Origin of the sequence: Salinimonas iocasae, assembly GCF_006228385.1 — a bacterium.
In the GTDB taxonomy this organism is placed as follows: Bacteria; Pseudomonadota; Gammaproteobacteria; order Enterobacterales; family Alteromonadaceae; genus Alteromonas; species Alteromonas iocasae.
In genome coordinates this window covers 1,182,213-1,200,515 of record NZ_CP039852.1, presented here as the reverse complement: position 1 = coordinate 1,200,515, position 18,303 = coordinate 1,182,213, and the positions used below count along the sequence as shown (strand labels likewise).

Below are 18,303 nucleotides of genomic sequence, written 5' to 3'. Positions count from 1 at the left end.
CTTAATAATTGCAGCACGACACCTTTTGTTAGATTATCCGCTACCCAGTTGTGATGCTGAGGTCAAAGCGACAGCGGTTTATGAAAGCCCTGATTGACAGTAGTAACAATTCGATTCGAGAAAACAGAAAGCAATGAAGTTAAATATGAGGGAATTTGCCGGTTACCTGTATCATGATTCGCCCCTGGCAAAACATGTTTTAGTACCCGTAAAGTCGCAATTAAAACGGATTAAATACAATCAGGCAGGTGATCGCCGGTTTAACGAAGAGCGGTATCAACGCCTGTTTAATAAGCCATTAAACCTGGACAACCCAAGCACGTATGACGACAAAATCCAGTGGTTAAAGCTTTACGACAGAACGCCGCTTCATACCCAATGTGCAGATAAATACGCCGTGCGCGATATTGTTGCCAAGGTGATAGGTAAAGAGTATCTAATACCACTGTTGCATGTTACCGACGATCACCGAACACTTACGCCAGAGACCGTGCCCGATAAGTGCGTGGTAAAGTGTAATCATGATTCAATGAATGTTGTTATTGTGCGGGATGCGGCGGATATTGACTTTGATGATGTACGCCAAAAAATGCGTGACAGCTTGCGACGCAATTTTTATTACCGCTATCGGGAGTGGCAATACAGAGACATTCCTCCTAAAGTTATTGTCGAAAAACTGATCATCGACGATAAAGGCAATTTACCCGCAGATTACAAAATTTTTTGTTTTGACGGAAAGCCAACGTACATTTCTGTCGACAGCGATCGTTTCGGTAACCACACCAGAGATATCTTTAATACCGACTGGGAAAGACAATCGCTGGAGTATCGTTACAAACACAGTGACACACCGCCGCCCCCTCCGGCCAACCTTGCACTTATGCTTGAGCTGGCTGAAAAACTGGCTAAGCCGTTTGCGTTTTCCCGCATCGATTTTTATGACACCGGGTCACAGGTTTATTTTGGTGAAATTACGTTTCATCCGGGCTCTGGCTTTAATCCGTTTAAGCCGACAGAGTGGCAGGACATTCTTGGCAGACAAATCCCTTTGCGAACCAGTACTACATACTGATACCAAAACGGTGTGAGTAACGCAGGTATTTTTAGCGTTGGTTAAACCTATTTTTTCGGCACGCGTATAGTAGCGTGTCGCTCTACTACTTTTACAGTATATTAGGTCTGGTTTCGGCTTAATAGATCATGTATTACTAGTGCGGTAACAGGGAATAATATATTGTGCACTGCGCTGTGTTATTGCTCTTATGTTTTGAATTATGTTGACGAGTCACTCGGGAGTTGTTGTGTCTGCAAAAAATAAAATGTTATTGATAAATCCGTACTATGGAAAGTGGCCCGTCTGGCTCCCCGCCTTTTTACTGTCATGTAAAGCAAACCCTGATGTAACCTGGCTTATTCCAACAGATTGTGACATTCCTGCGGATGCGCCGGATAACGTCATTTTTGTCAAAAGCTCACTGGCGCAATTAAGTCAGCAGGCCAGCGAAGTTACCGGGCTGGATATTGCTATGCAGCGCCCGTATAAATTAAACGACATTCGCCCGTTGTTCGGTAAGATATTCAGCAAAGAACTGGAAGGTTATGACTTCTGGGGCCACTGCGACATCGATGTTATTTTTGGTGATATACGCAGTTTTATTACCGACGATATTTTAGAGAATCATGATGTGATCTCTGCCCGTCAGAACAATATTGCCGGTCACTTTACGCTGTACCGTAATTGCGAACAAATAAACACGCTGTATGCGTCTCACCCGATTTACAAAGATGCGTTCTTGAAGCTTGAAAGTTATTACTTTGATGAAGTCGGTATGACTGAGGTCATCAAGAAAAAGCAGAATGACGGTGAAAATATCCGGGTTTACTGGCCTGACTATTTGCTTAACTTTAAGCAACCCCGTGCAAAAAAGCCTTCGCAGGTACCTAAAGTCTTAAATCACTGGCTGTGGAAGAAAGGTAAGTTGTTCGAGCTGGGCGACCAGGGTGGCGAAATTATGTATTTGCACTTTATGACCTGGAAGAAAACCCTCCAGCATTGTTTTGTTGATTATAAGCAAAACCCGCAAGAGTTTTATATTTCGTACACGCACATCAGTGAGAAGAAATCCCCCTTGCCTGCTGACTTTGCCAAGATACCCTTTTCAAAAATCGCACCGTCACTATTTAAGTAACACAATTGGCCGGGCGCTATGTAAAGTAGCCGTCCGGCGTTAGTGTCGCGATATCTGTAAGGTACTGTTCATCCAGCTCTTTCTGCATCGCGGGTGTAAGAAAGGTATACTTAGGCTGTCCGTCGCAGGCCTGATTTGCTCTGTAAATATCACCGCATACCTTAAACCACTTTTTCACTTTTCTGTGCTCGCCGCTGGCAACCTGTGCTTCTGCCTCACGTATAGCTTCGACACCGGGCGTCGCTGTTAGCGTAGGGTTTTCAACGGCAGGTAAATCATCTATCGAGACACCAAGCAGTCGTGAAACCGTCTCTGTCTGGTGCGATTTGTATCTTTCAAACGTCCAGCATTTGAGCTGGCAGCGTGGCATTTGCGCTTCTAAACGTTTGACGACAGGTACCCAACTGGGGCGTAAGCCCTTATCCAGCGCCTCCTGCAACGCATGCTTGAGTCTGATCGCTTCTTCTGGGAAAAACTTAAGTCCTGTTGCATAGGCTGCCGGATAGATTTGCGAGAAACTGCGGATACTCAGAAATACGCTGATATCGGTATACGTTGTCGCATAATTGATGAAATCGACATTCGGTGCCGGATACGGCGAAATGTACAGGGCATCGGTCACACGCCCCAGAATATTCTCTTCAGAAAGCACAATGCGCTGCTGATTGTTGTTAACCACACTGAATAGCTTAGAGGTCAGGGTATAGCGTTTTTCCAGCCAGTTCCCCTGTTGGCTAAATACCCGGTTCTGATCAAGCAGCCTAAGCTTGTACCTGAATGCATCTATCGGTATATAGCAAATACCCTGCAGCTCCAGTGACGCTTTACATAATTTCAAAGCATCCTGCAGATGAGTGGTCGCAGTTTTGTGGGCACCAACATGTATGCGAAGAGCTTTGGGCTGCCTGAAAAAATATTGCAAATTTTTTAACTGCTGCATTAAGAGTCTCTGATGACTACTACAGGCAAGTTATTCGAGAAATACCAACGCGTTAACCTCATAGTATTCAATGACCTGCCTGCATACTAATATCGTTTATATTATTTAAAAACGCTTAATGTGGATCACTCTTTGTTTCGCGAATAGGGTTTTATCCAACTGGCCTATCGCGAGACCTGCTCAGGTGTGTCTGGATAATCTCATTCGCTGGTGCTAACGCACTCACTTAGCGTGTAAATGATAAAACTTTTTTCTTAGATCTAACGTTCTATTAGGGGCTTCTATTTTACTAATGCTTTGCAGATTAATTCCTGGCTAGCAAGAAAATATTAAGCAACACCGGCAGTAGCAAATGCATTGTCGGTTTAACGGGTTTGATGCAAACTGTATGTAGAATTTGTTCGCAGGCTAATTAGAAAATGAATAAGCAAAAACTGTATATCAAGAACGTGGCCAGGGCCATTTTAAGGCCCCCGACGAGTATTCCTTATGATGTATTTCATGCCAATGAGGCCAAATCGATTGAAAAACATTTGTCAGAAAAGTTTGGCCCTCTGGATCCGCAAACCGCCGCCAAGTGTGATGACTATGCGATGTCCGTATTCGGTGAAAAAAAGTTTGCTCCATGGTTGCGCGTGTACAGCCTGATGGCAGGTGAATTTAAAGAAGGGTGGATACCCGATAATTACTATGGTGCTGTTGTCGTATCCTCGCTTAAGGGGCCTTATGGAAGCATGTCCAGACTCAAGCCCTTAAACGCCGCTATTTTTAAAAATAATGCATTCCCTGATCTTGGCAGTCACGTTAACGGCTTATTTTTAGACCTCGATTACAATGTCATCCCACCACAGGAATTTAAAAACCTGTTGTTTCGCGACCATGACCGGGTGGTTTTCAAGGTTGATGATGTTTCTCAGGGTAAAGGAATTTTCTTTTTTGAGAGGGACTCATTTACCCCGGAAGCGGTTAAGAAGATTGGTAACGGTGTTTTCCAGTATTACATTGAGCAACACCCGATGCTTCATGCCTATGCGCCCAATTCGGTGGCAACCCTCAGAGTGACCTCTGTCATTGATGAAACCGGTGATGTTTCAGTCAGGGCCGCGTATTTACGCTTAGGCGTAGGCAAAGACACCCACGTTATGTCTGCATCGAATATTCGTATCCCGATTACCCTGTCTACGGGTGTCATGCACGATAATGGCTATTTACCTACCTGGCTGCCGACCTCAGAGCACCCGACCAGTGGCTTACGTTTTGCCGGTGAAAGTATTCCGAGCTTTGACAAATGCATTGATGTGGTTAAACAGTCGCATCTTAAGCTGCCCTTTGCCCGGATTATCGGCTGGGATTTGGCGGTGGATAAAGATGGTGAAGTCGCCATTATGGAATGGAATGGTGCGCACAACGGCATTAAGTTTTCAGAAGCAACACAGGGCCCCTGCTTTGCAGATTTGGGCTGGGAAAAGCTTCGCAAGCGCAAATAGCTATATCTACTTTCTGTTTGCAATATAGGCGGTGATACTCCTCACCGCCTATGTTGTCATAAATTAGGCGCAACGCTTGTTACGCCATGTCTACGGTTTGCTATTGCGGCGTTGGGCTACTTCGCAATAATACTTTGATAGATAGAAACGACGCGCTTGCCGATGGCATCCAGACTATAGTTCGCTGTTACCCAGTCCCGCCCGTTTTGCTGCCACTGCTTCCATCTGTCCGGCGCTGATATTAATTGTTTTACCGTGTGGTAAATCGCTGATGCATCCCTATCTGGCACGACAAAGCCGTTTTCACCATCATCGATGCACTCAGCAATACCGCCTGAGTCAGCACCAATAACCAGCAAACCTGACGCCTGGGCTTCCTGAACCACAACGCCTTGTGTTTCCTCCCAGGTCTCGCCGTTGCCCTTCAAACTTGGTAGTACAAAAATATGGGCCTGCTGATATTGTTGCTTCAGCGCATCCCCGGTCAGTAAGCCGTGAATCGTAATTTCATTGTGCAACTGAAGCCGATTGATTTGTTCCTGCAGCGTATCGATTTCAGGGCCGCGACCCACTATATGGTAATGTGCATTAATATTGTCTTTGCGAAGCTGGTCAACAGCATCAATCACATATTTGTGACCTTTTTCCTCAACGACCCTGCCTACTGTAAGTAGCTGCAATGGCTCTTCACCTGTTGGACAAGGCTTGGGGTTAAAGGGCCACTGTTCAATATCAGTGCCTTGTGGGACAACAATAAAATTGTCATTTACCGCGCCGAGTGCTTCGTACTGCTTTTGCGCGAAGCGGGTATTGACCAGAATCGCACGAGCATGCCGTGTGTACTGAGCGCGAAGCTCACGGCTTATTGTAGGAACGCCTACCGGGGTTTGCCCGTGAAAGGTGTGGATAAGCGGCGCGCCGTTGGCTTTTATCAGATGATTCAGCCTGGCACCTACCGGCTCACTGTGACAATGAATCAAATCCGGTTTAAACGTCATTGAATAGGCACTGATGGCCTGTACAATCTTTTTCTTCAGACTGTCTGGCCAACCGGCTTTTGACAATAACCTCACTGTACGCCCCAGCGTTGCAGGATTTACAAGTTGTTTAACGGCATTTGTCACCAGCGCCTGATGGCTCTCGCCAAGATTCCAGTAGTACTTACTTAAATCGCAGGACTGAAGTGCCTGATCAAACACCATGTCGTCTTTACCTATCGACACAATACGGTTCGTGCCACCATTTTTTTCAATCTGGTACAGGTGGTTTATCATCCACGGCTGAACCTGACTGGGGTAATTGGCCGCGACGGTAAGTATATCAAGTGCTTGTCCGTCTTTTTTATCGAAATGTTTAAAAACCGGTCCTTTCATACTACTTTTCAATAACCTGTTTTATCGCCTTGTCAAAAGCGCTGTGTGTGGATGCCAGTGTGTAGCTTTGCTCTATGGACTCACGTGCATTTCGTCCCTGCCTGACCTGTTCATCTGAGTCTGTCAGATAGTGCGCAATAGCGTTTGCCGCTTCCTGCACATTTCCTTCTTCGTAAACAGCGCCTGTCTGGCCGTGTGTGGTAGCTTCGCAGACAGAAGGGTTATTGGGCACAACGACGGGCAAACCCGCGTACATATATTCCAAAATCGATAAGGAATAGCCTACCTCGCCTTTCGCAGGCTGAAACCCTAAATAACAGTGGCAGAGTATTTCGCTGGCTTTATCAACTCTTCCGGGAAAGTGGCAATACTGGGAAATATCCAGACTTTTCGCCTGCTGTCGAAAATTTTCCAAGTCCGGTCCATCACCGCAAAGTAAATAGCTGATATCCGTTATATGATGCGAATGCACCAGCTCGGCGATAACCTCAAGCGCGAAATCTATACCTTTATATTTGTTGGCCCGTGCTGCGGTCACAATCACTTTATTGCGACTACCCGAAAACAGACGGCGCAATCTGCCATCGTCAGGCGGCGCACACTCAAACGGTAATATACCATTTTGAATGGTATAACAACGCGCCTCGCTGAAGCAGGCGGTTTCTGTGAGCCGGCGTGTAACAAAGCTGGTAGCGCCGAAAGCGGCATCTGCACGTGCTAGCGGGAAATTGGCTTTTATTGTCTTCAGGTGCTTCTTGAGGCCTGTTGCTTTTGTTCGCAGTCCGGGAGTATGATCATGCACAATGATTTTTTTAACACCGGCAGCACGATACATCGCATAGGCGATTGACGAAACGCCGTAGTCAGACAGGTACAACACCTGAATATTATGCTTTTTTATAAGCGCTGTATTACGACGAATATCACTGAATCTTTCAGGGCGAAATGTATGTTGAAAATAACGGATTTCGCTGTCTTCAATATGCTGTGGAACAGCATTTATCTCTGGATAGGCAAGAAATGTCGTATGTGAATCTTTAAAGACTTCACTAATACGTACCCAGTAGCTTTCCATCAGCCACCAGGCATAACCAACATCTGACTTCCAGTTTGCTACACATAAGATACCCGGCTTCTTCTTACTACTCACTGACAAAGGACTCCCCGTCTACACGCTGTCGGGTGACCCCGTCAAACCGGTATCCAAAGTTATTGATGTCCCTAGCATACAACAGCGCAACTTTCTGTCTGGCCTCTTCGCTGTAAACGTCTTTATAGCCCTTACGCTTGGATGCATTTGTATGCTTCAAAGACTGTTCGCAATTGATCTGATTCGCTATCCGCTTAAAGTCATCTCCGATAGTCTCGAAGTATGCCAGGTAGTCGATCATCACGCGGTTTTTGCTATCGCAAATGAAATCGCTTTGGGGCCAGAAATGCATATGCGCATATAACCTTTCAGGCGTTAGCCAATTGATAACAAAATCGTTGAAGTCATCAATGCCGGCAAGATTTTCCTCTGCCCAACGCTTGTCGATATCGTCCCAGCCGCCACCTTTTAAAAAAGAAAAGGCAGAATACAGGCGGTCCCAGGGGTTACGAACGAAAGCAAATTTGAAATAATCATTAAAATCTTTTTTACCGAAGATAACGCGATATTCCCACGCCCTGTAATGGTAAGGCAACGCGCCGAACAATGTCAGGGCAACTGACGTTCCCGCTGTTTTAGTAATGTGAACAAAAATGGCTTTTTTCTGATCATACGGCGCCAGTGAGAAGTCGCCTTTCGGAGAGGGATTGACCCGTTTTCGCAAATTCGCCATATGTACTGGATTGCGTTTTTTGTATAGCCAGAATCTGAATTCGGCAGGTACAGCGCTTTTATAAATACTTCTTATCAAGGGCAACATCAAAAATTCTTAAATTAAGTTATGGTACGTCAGGGTTTTTGTATATGCTATGCACCAAATATTACAGAACAATAGAGTATGTTTGTATCTGAGTCACTTGTTTTTACAGAGTTACACAAAACTGCAGGAAGCCATCTTTTAAAATTGTTGTCGACCTACGTCGGTGGACAGCAGATCGGTAAACATAATCGAATCCCAGAAGATCTTCGTAATAAATTCGTTTTAGGATCAATCAGAAACCCCTGGGATTGGTATGTTAGCCTGTGGGGCTATGGCTGTGACCGTCAGGGTAGTGTTTATCTTCAAACCACACGCAAAACCAGCCTGCGCTATTGTGTGCAACAGTTACCCAAAGAAATGGGTAGACAACGCCCCGCTGTAGGCCATATCGCCCGTCAGATGCAAAGCGACTTTAAAAAAGATAATCATGCATGGCAGTCGGTTTATGCCGACTCCTCAGATGTCGAGGGTTTTCGTCAGTGGGTCAGAATGATGTTTGACCCTGACCGAGCCATGGATATTGGAGAGGGATACGGATTCAGCCCGTTCAGTAAACATGCCGGATTATTAAGCTACCGCTTTTTTAAGTTATTCGCGGCACTGGATGAACGTATATATGACGACTCGCTGGATACCTCTTTCGAGAGACTAAAAATGATCTGGAATGAACAGGGCTTTGTAAATGCCTTTGTTCGACAGGAAAATTTAGAAGACGATTTCATTTCTTCAGTCGCCCAGGCGGGAATTTCCTTGTCCGATTCAGATAAAGCATCCATCCTTGATGGAAAAAATAAAAAAACCAATACATCTTCCCGTAAGGGCGTTTCTCATTACTATGATGAGGAAACAGCAAATATTATTTTGCAGCGCGAAAAATTTATTATTGAGCGTTTTGGTTACGATGTTAATGCAGTATTGAGGTAAACATGGCTGGAACCCGATTCAGACAAGTCACCCGCGAAGCGCTGGGTAATATTTTACGCGAAGTTAAGATCGCAGCGAAACCTACACCAAAACCTGAGAAATGGGTTTTCCTGGTAGGCTGTTACAATTCTGGCACCACCCTGCTCTCTGAGCTCATGGGACGCCACCCGAGCATTTCTGCACTACCCACTGAAGGCCACTTCATAACAGACCAGTTTCTCAAGGACTACGATTTGGGCATCCCCAGAATGTGGGTAGACCGTGAGGATATTTTTTGTCTGAACGAGAATGACGAAGGCCCGGACGTTGCGCGTATTAAAAAAGAATGGGGAATGCGGCTGGATTTGAAAAAGCCGGTTTTGGTAGAAAAGTCTCCGCCAAATGCTGCCAGAACGCGTTGGTTTCAAAAGCATTTTGAAAACGCGCATTTCATCGGGATTGTGCGCAATGGTTATGCCGTTGCCGAGGGCATTTCAAGAAAGGGCGATCCAAAGTCAATTAAAGATGGCTGGCCTATTGATAAGTCTGCGTGGCAATGGGCGCGAAGCAATCAAATTATGCTGGACGACGCACAAAAGCTGAACAATTTCCACATGATACGCTATGAAGATCTGGCGAGCTCTCCGCAGGATGAGCTCAATAAAATAGCCAGTTTTCTGGGGCTGGAAGCGTTCCCTGATCTCAGCACGCAGAACTTCGCCATTCATGAGCGTAACGACAGCGTTAAAGATATGAATGCATCAAGTATTAAAAAGTTATCTGAAGCGGATATTGCACAAATTAATGAGACGGCCGGCTTTATGCTCGACCGTCTGGGCTACAGCCGATTACCCGGTTAACGCCGACTGATACAGCGCAACAATTTCATTCGCATTGCGCGCTGCAGTATACGCTTCGGGAAGCGCCACACTAGGTGGCGCTTTCAATAACGCTTCTACCCGCTCTGCATAACCAGCAGCGCAGTGTTTTTCAACCAGTCCATTGCAACCCGCCGTTTTTAACAGCGGAATAAGTCCCCCCGTCGCGTGCGTTACCATTGGTACACCCAGGGCCAGGCTCTCGAGTGCGGTCATGGGCAGCCCTTCGTGATCAGACGGCATAACCAATAAATTCATTCTGGCAATCCAGCTGCGGATAATAGTGGTGTGGCCGTGAAATGTGACAAACTCATTGAGATTATGGCGCGTTGCCCAGCTTTTATGCTCTTCAAGTAAGCTGCCGCCGCCAAACAGATGAAAATGTACTGGATGCTCCGTATTCGCGTTGTGATGAATTAACTCAGCCATTTGCAGAAATAAATCCACCCGCTTAACCGACTCCATCCGTCCGACGAACCCTACATGCAAACTATTGGTTTGGTCATTAATCGCCACTTCACCATCATGGGCACTTGCATCTTTACGCACTGCTTCCGGGTCGATACCGTTAGCAATGGTGTGAATTTTACTGGCAGGGAACTGGCCGGTTAACTTTTGCGTTAAATCATCAGAAACACTGATGATGCCATGCTGTAGCCTTTTGCCCGTGAACCGGTCTGCGCCAATCTGGATACGTTGCTTCAGACTCGGCGTAAACTCAGGCGCACCGTGCACAGTTCGAAACCCCGGTACACTGATCGTCATTTTATTCGCGAGCGAGCCCAGAATATTTTCTTTTTGTCGGTGAGTATGGATAACATCAGGCTGCCAACGGTGCAGCTCAAGCTTTATCTTCTCCAACAACTTGGCAAAACCAAAGCGGCGTTCATCCAATACTGTCACCGTTACACCAGATTCAGCCAGCATTTCGGCCAGCCGACCTGGATTTAATATAATGGCATGAACCGTTTGGCCCTGTTTAACCAGTTCGGTACACAGCGTCCAAACCTGAACTTCTGCACCGGCCCAGGTGTCCCCGGAGGCAATATGAAGTATTTTCATTACCTGACCTTTGTATTGTAGAGGGCTTTTATTTGCGGTGTCAGTGCGCCGGCGACTTCCTCCGGATCACCACATTTACCCCGGCAATCTACCTGTAATATGAGCGCACTGGCTACCGGCGAGCTGAATATTTGCTTTAACTGGGCCAGCTTGCCGTCCAGTTCTGAAGTCACGACCTCATCGCCTATTCGGTATATCCAGAAAACAACCTGTCCGCGCCGGGTCAGGGCTGCATTAACCGGCTTGCCATCTACCGTGATTTTTACTTTACCTGTTATACCGGCGGCCGGCTGATTAGCATAATAGATAAGCTCTTTACCCTGCGCTTGTTTAAAATAAGAAGCCACTGCTAAGGTCAGGCGGTAGTCGGTGTCTCGTCCGGTAAAGACTTTACTGAAATCATGGCCTTCATACTTAGCGCCAATTCGCGCCAAATCGTTTTTCGCAACAGACAGTGCTTCAAGTGATGACGGTAAATTAACCTCAACCGTGTCCTGGTTGGTCTGGCTGGTGTTTTGGTTCCACCATACCGGTAATGCGGCAAAGGCCACCATCGTCGCAACAAGTGCACCAATCATTTTACCGTTTAATTTAAGCTCAGGTTTGTCGCCACTCCCGGTAAATTCACCGTCCTTTTTCTCCAGACGTTTAGCATAGAAAAAGAAGAAAACTGCCAAGATGGCAAAGATAACCCAGCCAAAGAAACCATGTTCGTAAACAAGCTCACTTTGCATTTTGGATTCATAGCCAATCAGAATCAGCAAAAACACGCGGACCCAGTTACCTACCAGCGAAAGCAAAACAATAAGTGCAACCGCCCGCAGTTGCAGTGACAACTTTTGCAGATTGAGATACGCATAAAACACCCCCAGACACACGCCGGCAAGCAGATAGTTCAAGCCTGCACAGCCATGGGCAATACGCATGACTCCATAGGGCATGTGAATGTCATAGCCATCTATAAATGCGGTTATTCCCACTGCGTGAATAAGTTTGGTGTTAACCCAGGTGGTCAGATTCTGAAGCGGTACAATCAGCACATCCATAATGGGTAACGCCAGATACAGCGACAGTATCGGCACCAGCGTTTTGAGACTGTTTTTTATGCCTACCATGGCAGCGAGTGCGCACCACAGCACACCGGGCAAAACCAGCGTTTGTAGTAACATAACCTGAACTGCGTTCGCGGCCAGCCATACCAATCCGGCACCCAGTGCCAGAGGAACCGGCCAGAACGAGGGAGAGAATTTTTGCCAGCGAAAATCAGTGACCAATACGTAAATCACGAACATCAGCAAGATATAGCCGTGAGAATACGTTTCGTTATTTTTACTCCAGAGAGTGTGTAGGGTCAGGTAGGTATCAGGGACGGCAAGGCCAGTGATGACCAGTACCGCAATAATGATCGCCAGCGCTTTTCCGCTGAACGATGAGAAAAAACCAGATGTGTCCATATTTACTTCGGATCCTGTAACAACCGCGGCACGATTTGTTTAATTTTTAGCATTACTGTCATCACCGGTGCTGATATTTTTTAGCACACTTTCGCTTTGTTTTACTCCGGCTTTACCGAAGCTATTGTTGCGCAGTGATTTTTATAACAATTTAACGCATGATTGAGCCTTATCTTACCCGTTACGTATATTAGTGCAACACGTGCCGCCTGTGCGCATTTTTTAGCAGTAACCAGCCACTTTGTTTGCGTGTACTTCACTGAAATTTATCGGTAAAGTAGAGCATCAATCGGCTGTCAAATAAGACATAATGGATATGACGTTTTTATTCTGGATACTTCTACTACTTTCCGTATTTAGCTACTTTATTTACCCTTTTACCTTGCTTTTGCTAAACAAGTTCAAAGCTGATGAAGCAGCCATTAATCCACCTGATGAGCCTGCCAGCTATCCGGATGTTACTCTGATAGTGACCGCTTATAACGAAAAGAAGCGAATCAGAGAGAAGATAGAAAATTCTCTGGAGCTTGAATATCCGGACGGTAAGCTGGCACTGGTCGTTGCATCAGATAGCTCAACCGATGAAACAGATAGCATTGTTGAATCTTATGCAGACCAGAATGTGCGGCTGGTACGGGCGCAGGAGCGCCTGGGTAAAGAAAATGCCCAGTTAGCGGCAATTAAAACCGTTGAGCATGGCATCATTGTTTTTTCTGATGTGGCTACTCGTATTGAGACAGACGGTATTATGAAGCTGGTGCGCTATTTTGATAATCCGAAAGTCGGCGCAATAAGCAGTGAAGACCGCTTTGTCAGTAAAGATGGCAGCGTTGCGGGCGAAGGCGCTTATGTTAAGTACGAAATGTGGCTGCGCAAGCAGGAATCTAAGCTGGCAGGCCTGGTAGGCCTCAGTGGTTCATTCTTCGCAGCCCGTGTTGAAGTATGTGAGCAATGGGACATTCATGCTCCAAGCGATTTCAACACGGCCCTGAATTGCGCTCAGGCCGGTTATAAAGCGGTAACTGCGCCAGATGTATTGGGTTTCTATACCGATCTGGCCGACCCCAGTAAAGAATATGCGCGCAAAATACGCACGGTTATTCGTGGTATGACCGCCCTTGAACGTCATCCTGAAGTGATGAACCCGGGTAAATTCGGACTGTTTTCATTTCAGGTGTTATCGCACAAACTCTTGCGTTGGTCTGTACCCTGGACCTTACTGGGTTTATTTATCATCACGCCATTTTGCATGGATGAAGGCGCATTTTATGTCTTAGCCTACGTAGCGCAGCTCGCCTTCTACGGCATTGCTTTGGCCTCCCACTGGTCTGAATCACTGAGACAAAAGTCGTGGGCAAAAATTGTTTACTTTTTCGTTCAGGTCAACATTGCCTTACTGGATGCCGGTGTACAGTTCCTATCGGGTAAGCGCATGACTGTGTGGCAGCCGTCGGCACGATGAAATGGTCGCAACTTGCTCCGGTTGGCACACGCGTACTTCCCCGTTCCCGTGACTACTTGTCGAGCTCACTAACCCTCAGTGGGTTCGAGCATAGCCTGGTTAACTCGGGCACTGCAGCACTGGGCGCTATTTTGGCGTGGTACCGGAGTCAGCATGACTTTGAGCAATCCCTGACAGCGGTTATCCCTGGCTACACCTGTCCCGATCTGGTGGCGGCTTGTGTTTACGCGGGTATAACACCGGTTATTGTTGACCTTGCCGCTGAACACTATCAACTTAATCCTGAACACCTTACCCGGCTGGATAAAAAGCCTGACATCGTTATTTGCCCGGCGCTATTCGGTATGAGTATGGACTTGGTGCAAATCCGCTCGATTGTTGGTGAAGATACACTGATTATTGAAGACAATGCACAATGGTTTCCGGAAGTATCAGTGACCTCTCACATCGCGTCACTGAAACACTACGCCCTGCCGACACACACCCATCACGCTGATTTTTTCATCACCTCCTTCGGTCGGGGAAAGCCGGTGAATTTGATGGGTGGCGGTTTGTTGGCCTGGAATACATCGCGGGTGTCATCATTTGAGCCTGATATCGCCCCGGCACCGCAAAACGCTTCCATGTACGACATTAAGCGCCGGGTTTTTAACACGGTATGTCAGCCACTTTTCTACGGTGGCATTTCCCGTTTACCCGGTTTAAATGTCGGTGCAACCGTTTACCACTCACTGGATGATGTCCACGCAATGGATGCCACCCGACAGGAACGACTGACTGCCAGCATACTGGCTTATTTGCGACAGCCTGTGCATATTCAGACAATGTTACAGCAGGCGGTAACACCGTTATGGGCCTCACAGTCCACTCAACGGAGGTTACTCCGCTTTCCGGTTCTGACCCAAAGTAAGCAAGCGCGTAATCACTTACTAAGAGTACTCAACGCGTCCGGGTTAGGCGCCTCCCCCATGTACGGTGAACCTCTTTATAATATTGAAGGCGTCGCCAGGGACTGCCAGGCCCCCTTCGCCACGCCGGTAAGTAAAGTGTTAGCCGAGCGATTATTAACTTTGCCCCTGCACCATCACGTGAAAAAACACCACGTACATCGTATGGTAACGATTTTGGATGACCATCGGCAGTGGCTGGCGGACGCTCCGCTGAATCAAAATTAAGACGAGTATGGATATCAAAGCAGTAAAAAAACAACTCAAAGCCTTAAAAGCGGAAAAAGGTAAGATAGCGCGTCAGTTTAAAGATGTTGAGTCAGGCTCTGATGAGCATCAGGCACTTGTAGCGAAGATGCAGGAAGTCAGCACCGCTGTTAAAGATCTTGAAGCTGAACAGAAGGCACTTTTAAAAGCGCAAAATACTGAACAGGAAACGTCTGCAAAAGCTGCTTTGCCTGGTCAGTTTGCCCAGCCAGAAGCAACCTATAATGGCAACTTCTCGGTTTCTCGCATTGGCGAGGATGGCGACCTTACCCAGTGGTGGGAGTTTGTATCCACTCATAAACACGCTACGGTATATCACAAAAAAGATATCTGGCAGTTTCTGACCAGCCAGCCCTACACGACTGGCGAAGTATTGCTTGCCCGTGATGATAATAATAAGGTCATCGGTGGATTACCATTGATTTTTTTAACCACACCCCTGCTAGGAAATTTTGGTGTCTCGCTGCCCTTTTTCAATTACGGCGGACCGGTTACCCGATTTGAGAATGTGTTCGCCGCGCTGCTTGAAGTCTGCGAAAATGACGCCAAGAAGGGTGATGCAAAATATACCGAGATAAGAACAACGGCGAAGAGTCGGTTCGAGGCATCAACTAAAAAGGTCTCGATGCTGCGGGCACTCCCTGACTCGGGTGCAACATTCGACAATGAAATAGGAGCAAAGGTACGAGCGCAAGTAAAAAAAGCCGAACCGTATCGCCCTAAATTTAAGGTTGGCAAACAAGAGTTGCTTGACGACTTTTATGATGTTTTTGCTCGAAACATGCGTGATCTGGGAACGCCGGTAAACGATAAGCGATTCTTCTCGACATTGATGGATGTGCTGCCAGACCAAACTTTCATTGCCGTGGCTTATGTGAACGATCAACCTGTCGCGACAGGTTTTTTGTTGATTAATGGCAGCATGATGGAGATACCGTGGGCGTCGACCATTCGCGATGCGAATAAGATGAATATGAATATGTGGTTATATCATCAGATTCTTCATTTCGCTATTGAGAAGAACATGCAGTGGTTTGATTTTGGACGTTCCACCCAGGATGCAGGCACCTATCGTTTTAAGAAACAATGGGGCGCAGAACCATTACAGCATTACTGGTATAACTTTAGTGCCGAACCATCGGGTGACTCGTTAAACCCCGACAACCCTAAATTCAAACTTGCGATTGCCGTTTGGCAACGCCTGCCCGTGTGGCTTACCCGGCATATCGGGCCTTTTCTTTCCAAGCAGCTGCCCTGATGGAAGCCAGGCTGGATATTGGTGAGTCCGGGCTTACCGCTCTCAAACCGCAATGGCAGGAATTGGAAGAGCGCCTCAACCCATCCGTTTTTATTCGATATAAGTGGTGTGAGGCGCAGGTAGCGTTGGGCAATGAGCCTGTGTTGCTAAGTGTCTGGCATGAAGAACAATGCGTTGCCATATTGCCACTGGCTCAACGCCGGTTATCGGCAAAAGCCAGCGTCAGCGTACTTACACATCTTTGCCAGCATTTTACGGACTACCAGGCCCTGCTCGCGGATACGGAAGACCCGGACCAACTGAATTCGGTATTCCGATTAATGCTGGATAAACTGGCCAGTTCTGCATTTCGAAAGCACTCGCTGTACTTCCCTTACCCTGACAATACCCTTAGTAATTTGTTAAAAGCCCAATCAGGATGTCAGCCGTGTCAGTCCTGGACGCACACACAGTTCAGAAGTCTTGGCGCACCAATAAAGGCCAAGGTTGCCCGGGAAGCCAGGCGTCGCCTGCGTAAGCTGAAAGAAACGGGTGATATCACTGTAAACATAAATGCTGCGTTTAGCAGGGAAATCATTTCTCAGATTCTGGATATGTCTGCGCAGCGCCACGGCGAGAACGCCCTCACGCGTAGTGCAAACAGGCAGACTATATTATCACTGTTAGATGCACTGGAGCGGCACGTCCATTTAAGTTATATAACGAAAGACGGTAAGTTGATTGCTGCGCACCTGGGCTTTACCCACGCATCTACTCTGCTTTATTTTGTGCCGGTTACTGATGAGGACGAACGTCGTTTTTCGCCAGGTATTATTTTACTGCATGAAGTTATTCAGCAGCTGGGCGATCAGGGGCTGGATGTTATAGATTATTTGCGTGGCGAAGAGGATTATAAACAGGACTGGGGAAATGTTCATGAACCGCGGCATGGATTATTATTGCCTACCAGGTTTGGGTTGAACCTCAAACAGCGGCTGATGACGCACATCTGGCTAAAGCGGAATCCCTGAGGCCGTTACGCATTGTGCCTGATAATTGCGCCTGACAAATGCTTAAAAACAGTCATCAGGTCGCAAATGGGATTCTACTTACAATCAGCTGGCTTTCTCACTGTACTTGCCACTGGCGACACTTAACCAATCACCCAGTGTAGGGTGTTCTTTTGAAAGGTAAGCGTTTTCCATCGTCGTCCATTCGTACTTTCCGCACAGCTTTGCCAGTTTCTTCATTGCTGACTTTTGATTAACGTGGTGACGGAATTGCGATTTAAAATTACTTTCAATGCGGGGCTGTTCAGGATCGAACTCCCACGGGTGTGTATAGAAGTTCGCTGTACGGTCTTTCTGTCCTTTTCCAAACAGAAAATCAAACACCCAGAATGGTAAAAGCCTGAAGTAACCACCACCGCCGGCGGGAAACACCCTATCCCGCCAAATCGTTGTGGTTACCGGAATTTCCAGTAAGCCATTTGAAAGGCGATATGCATCACGCGGCGCCAGCGGCACTCCATATAAATCGTGTTTAATAGGGTAACTGCTTGAACTATATTGATAGCCCGCCTCTGCAATAAGATCATGCGCCCAGTCATTATCGGCACTAATAGAAAAGCAGGGGGCACGGTAACCTTTTACCTCGACGCCCGTAGTATCCTCAATCAGCTTCTTTGCTTTACTGATGTCTTCAGAAAATATATCCGCGTTTTGCTTAGATAAGTGCTGGTGCATAAAACCATGACTGGCAATTTCGTGCCCTTCGGCCACAATACGCTTTAAGATGTCGGGATGCGCCTCTGCAATCCAGCCAAGTGTAAAAAAGGTGGCCTTAACATTGGTGTCAGCAAACGTGCCCAGCAGTTTGTCCATTTGAATGGCCAGGCGGGATTCGTACTTTGACCATTCGTTAACGGGGATATCACTGGCGAAAGCTTCGACCTGGAAGTACTCTTCCACATCTACTGTCATCGCATTCACATTTGCCATACTATTTTTAAACCCTTACACCTGCTCTTTTTGAGCATGATTACTAATAACAACTTATAGTAATTAATTACTACAACAGATCGTTTCGCGATAAAGTAATTTGTTTACAGTTTACGTGCAACTGAACGAAAAAGGAAATATAGGCTTACTTATTGGATTATGTTAATTTGAAGTTATTGTGGTAGGCCTCGTCG

16 protein-coding genes are annotated in these 18,303 nt (G+C 46.7%); 9 read left to right on the top strand and 7 right to left on the bottom strand.

Annotation, left to right across the window (positions count from 1 at the left end; genetic code table 11):
- Window positions 1–133 precede the first annotated feature (133 nt).
- The gene (locus FBQ74_RS05180; RefSeq protein ID WP_139755666.1) at window positions 134–1,072 is read left to right on the top strand and encodes an ATP-grasp fold amidoligase family protein; all 939 of its coding nucleotides are present in this window, start codon (window positions 134–136) and stop codon (window positions 1,070–1,072) included.
- Between the two features lie 229 nt (window positions 1,073–1,301).
- Complete coding sequence (locus FBQ74_RS05175) at window positions 1,302–2,189, top strand: DUF6625 family protein (protein WP_139755665.1); 888 nt, start codon at window positions 1,302–1,304, stop codon at window positions 2,187–2,189.
- A gap of 16 nt (window positions 2,190–2,205) precedes the next feature.
- On the opposite strand, the gene FBQ74_RS05170 is transcribed toward FBQ74_RS05175, so the two are convergent.
- A complete protein-coding gene (locus FBQ74_RS05170) occupies window positions 2,206–3,027 on the bottom strand; it encodes a hypothetical protein (RefSeq protein ID WP_205912280.1) in 822 nt (273 codons plus the stop codon).
- Between the two features lie 521 nt (window positions 3,028–3,548).
- Here FBQ74_RS05170 and FBQ74_RS05165 point away from each other — a divergent pair.
- Window positions 3,549–4,616, top strand: a complete 1,068-nt coding sequence (locus FBQ74_RS05165) for a sugar-transfer associated ATP-grasp domain-containing protein (RefSeq protein ID WP_139755663.1) — start codon at window positions 3,549–3,551, stop codon at window positions 4,614–4,616.
- Window positions 4,617–4,732: 116 nt separating this feature from the next.
- Here FBQ74_RS05165 and FBQ74_RS05160 read toward each other — a convergent pair whose 3' ends face one another.
- The 3 genes from FBQ74_RS05160 to FBQ74_RS05150 are packed head-to-tail and all read right to left on the bottom strand — an operon-like array spanning window position 4,733 to window position 7,812.
- Entirely contained in the window at window positions 4,733–5,989 is a 1,257-nt protein-coding gene (locus tag FBQ74_RS05160; protein ID WP_139755662.1) for a glycosyltransferase family 4 protein, read from the bottom strand.
- Window position 5,990: 1 nt separating this feature from the next.
- A complete protein-coding gene (locus FBQ74_RS05155) occupies window positions 5,991–7,139 on the bottom strand; it encodes a glycosyltransferase family 4 protein (protein ID WP_139755661.1) in 1,149 nt (382 codons plus the stop codon).
- Window positions 7,132–7,812, bottom strand: a complete 681-nt coding sequence (locus FBQ74_RS05150) for a sulfotransferase family 2 domain-containing protein (protein WP_168190609.1) — start codon at window positions 7,810–7,812, stop codon at window positions 7,132–7,134. Before FBQ74_RS05150 ends, FBQ74_RS05155 begins: the two co-directional genes overlap by 8 nt.
- Window positions 7,813–7,977: 165 nt before the next feature.
- Between FBQ74_RS05150 and FBQ74_RS05145 the strand changes: the two genes are divergently transcribed.
- Together FBQ74_RS05145 and FBQ74_RS05140 are read left to right on the top strand one after the other, a co-directional pair.
- Entirely contained in the window at window positions 7,978–8,823 is an 846-nt protein-coding gene (locus tag FBQ74_RS05145) for a hypothetical protein (RefSeq protein ID WP_139755659.1), read from the top strand.
- Window positions 8,824–8,825: 2 nt separating this feature from the next.
- Window positions 8,826–9,662, top strand: a complete 837-nt coding sequence (locus FBQ74_RS05140) for a sulfotransferase family protein (RefSeq protein ID WP_139755658.1) — start codon at window positions 8,826–8,828, stop codon at window positions 9,660–9,662.
- Here the strand turns inward: FBQ74_RS05140 and FBQ74_RS05135 are convergent.
- Window positions 9,651–10,742, bottom strand: a complete 1,092-nt coding sequence (locus tag FBQ74_RS05135) for a glycosyltransferase (RefSeq protein ID WP_139755657.1) — start codon at window positions 10,740–10,742, stop codon at window positions 9,651–9,653. The genes FBQ74_RS05140 and FBQ74_RS05135 overlap by 12 nt on opposite strands.
- Complete coding sequence (gene xrt, locus FBQ74_RS05130) at window positions 10,742–12,196, bottom strand: exosortase (RefSeq protein WP_139755656.1); 1,455 nt, start codon at window positions 12,194–12,196, stop codon at window positions 10,742–10,744. The genes FBQ74_RS05135 and xrt overlap by 1 nt, the downstream gene beginning before the upstream one ends.
- Before the next feature lie 310 nt (window positions 12,197–12,506).
- Here xrt and FBQ74_RS05125 point away from each other — a divergent pair, with 310 nt between their 5' ends.
- Genes FBQ74_RS05125 through FBQ74_RS05110 form a run of 4 tightly spaced genes read left to right on the top strand, consistent with a single transcriptional unit; the run spans window position 12,507 to window position 17,140 of the window.
- Complete coding sequence (locus FBQ74_RS05125; RefSeq protein ID WP_139755655.1) at window positions 12,507–13,658, top strand: glycosyltransferase family 2 protein; 1,152 nt, start codon at window positions 12,507–12,509, stop codon at window positions 13,656–13,658.
- Complete coding sequence (locus tag FBQ74_RS05120) at window positions 13,655–14,833, top strand: DegT/DnrJ/EryC1/StrS family aminotransferase (RefSeq protein WP_139755654.1); 1,179 nt, start codon at window positions 13,655–13,657, stop codon at window positions 14,831–14,833. Before FBQ74_RS05125 ends, FBQ74_RS05120 begins: the two co-directional genes overlap by 4 nt.
- A gap of 7 nt (window positions 14,834–14,840) precedes the next feature.
- The gene (locus tag FBQ74_RS05115; RefSeq protein ID WP_139755653.1) at window positions 14,841–16,130 is read left to right on the top strand and encodes a FemAB family XrtA/PEP-CTERM system-associated protein; all 1,290 of its coding nucleotides are present in this window, start codon (window positions 14,841–14,843) and stop codon (window positions 16,128–16,130) included.
- Entirely contained in the window at window positions 16,130–17,140 is a 1,011-nt protein-coding gene (locus FBQ74_RS05110; RefSeq protein ID WP_139755652.1) for a GNAT family N-acetyltransferase, read from the top strand. Before FBQ74_RS05115 ends, FBQ74_RS05110 begins: the two co-directional genes overlap by 1 nt.
- Before the next feature lie 84 nt (window positions 17,141–17,224).
- Here the strand turns inward: FBQ74_RS05110 and FBQ74_RS05105 are convergent, their stop codons facing one another.
- On the bottom strand, window positions 17,225–18,109 hold the full coding sequence (locus FBQ74_RS05105; RefSeq protein ID WP_139755651.1) for an XrtA system polysaccharide deacetylase: 885 nt from the start codon (window positions 18,107–18,109) through the stop codon (window positions 17,225–17,227).
- Between the last annotated feature and the right edge of the window lie 194 nt (window positions 18,110–18,303).

Bases quoted from the DNA above. Each gene is read 5' to 3' on its own strand.
- FBQ74_RS05120 (WP_139755654.1), top strand. From the start codon at position 13,655: ATGAAATGGTCGCAACTTGCTCCGGTTGGCACACGCGTACTTCCCCGT.
- FBQ74_RS05105 (WP_139755651.1), bottom strand. From the start codon at position 18,109: ATGGCAAATGTGAATGCGATGACAGTAGATGTGGAAGAGTACTTCCAG.
- FBQ74_RS05160 (WP_139755662.1), bottom strand. From the start codon at position 5,989: ATGAAAGGACCGGTTTTTAAACATTTCGATAAAAAAGACGGACAAGCA.
- FBQ74_RS05140 (WP_139755658.1), top strand. From the start codon at position 8,826: ATGGCTGGAACCCGATTCAGACAAGTCACCCGCGAAGCGCTGGGTAAT.
- FBQ74_RS05150 (WP_168190609.1), bottom strand. From the start codon at position 7,812: ATGGCGAATTTGCGAAAACGGGTCAATCCCTCTCCGAAAGGCGACTTC.
- FBQ74_RS05110 (WP_139755652.1), top strand. From the start codon at position 16,130: ATGGAAGCCAGGCTGGATATTGGTGAGTCCGGGCTTACCGCTCTCAAA.
- xrt (WP_139755656.1), bottom strand. From the start codon at position 12,196: ATGGACACATCTGGTTTTTTCTCATCGTTCAGCGGAAAAGCGCTGGCG.
- FBQ74_RS05165 (WP_139755663.1), top strand. From the start codon at position 3,549: ATGAATAAGCAAAAACTGTATATCAAGAACGTGGCCAGGGCCATTTTA.
- FBQ74_RS05125 (WP_139755655.1), top strand. From the start codon at position 12,507: ATGGATATGACGTTTTTATTCTGGATACTTCTACTACTTTCCGTATTT.
- FBQ74_RS05115 (WP_139755653.1), top strand. From the start codon at position 14,841: ATGGATATCAAAGCAGTAAAAAAACAACTCAAAGCCTTAAAAGCGGAA.
- FBQ74_RS05145 (WP_139755659.1), top strand. From the start codon at position 7,978: ATGTTTGTATCTGAGTCACTTGTTTTTACAGAGTTACACAAAACTGCA.
- FBQ74_RS05135 (WP_139755657.1), bottom strand. From the start codon at position 10,742: ATGAAAATACTTCATATTGCCTCCGGGGACACCTGGGCCGGTGCAGAA.
- FBQ74_RS05180 (WP_139755666.1), top strand. From the start codon at position 134: ATGAAGTTAAATATGAGGGAATTTGCCGGTTACCTGTATCATGATTCG.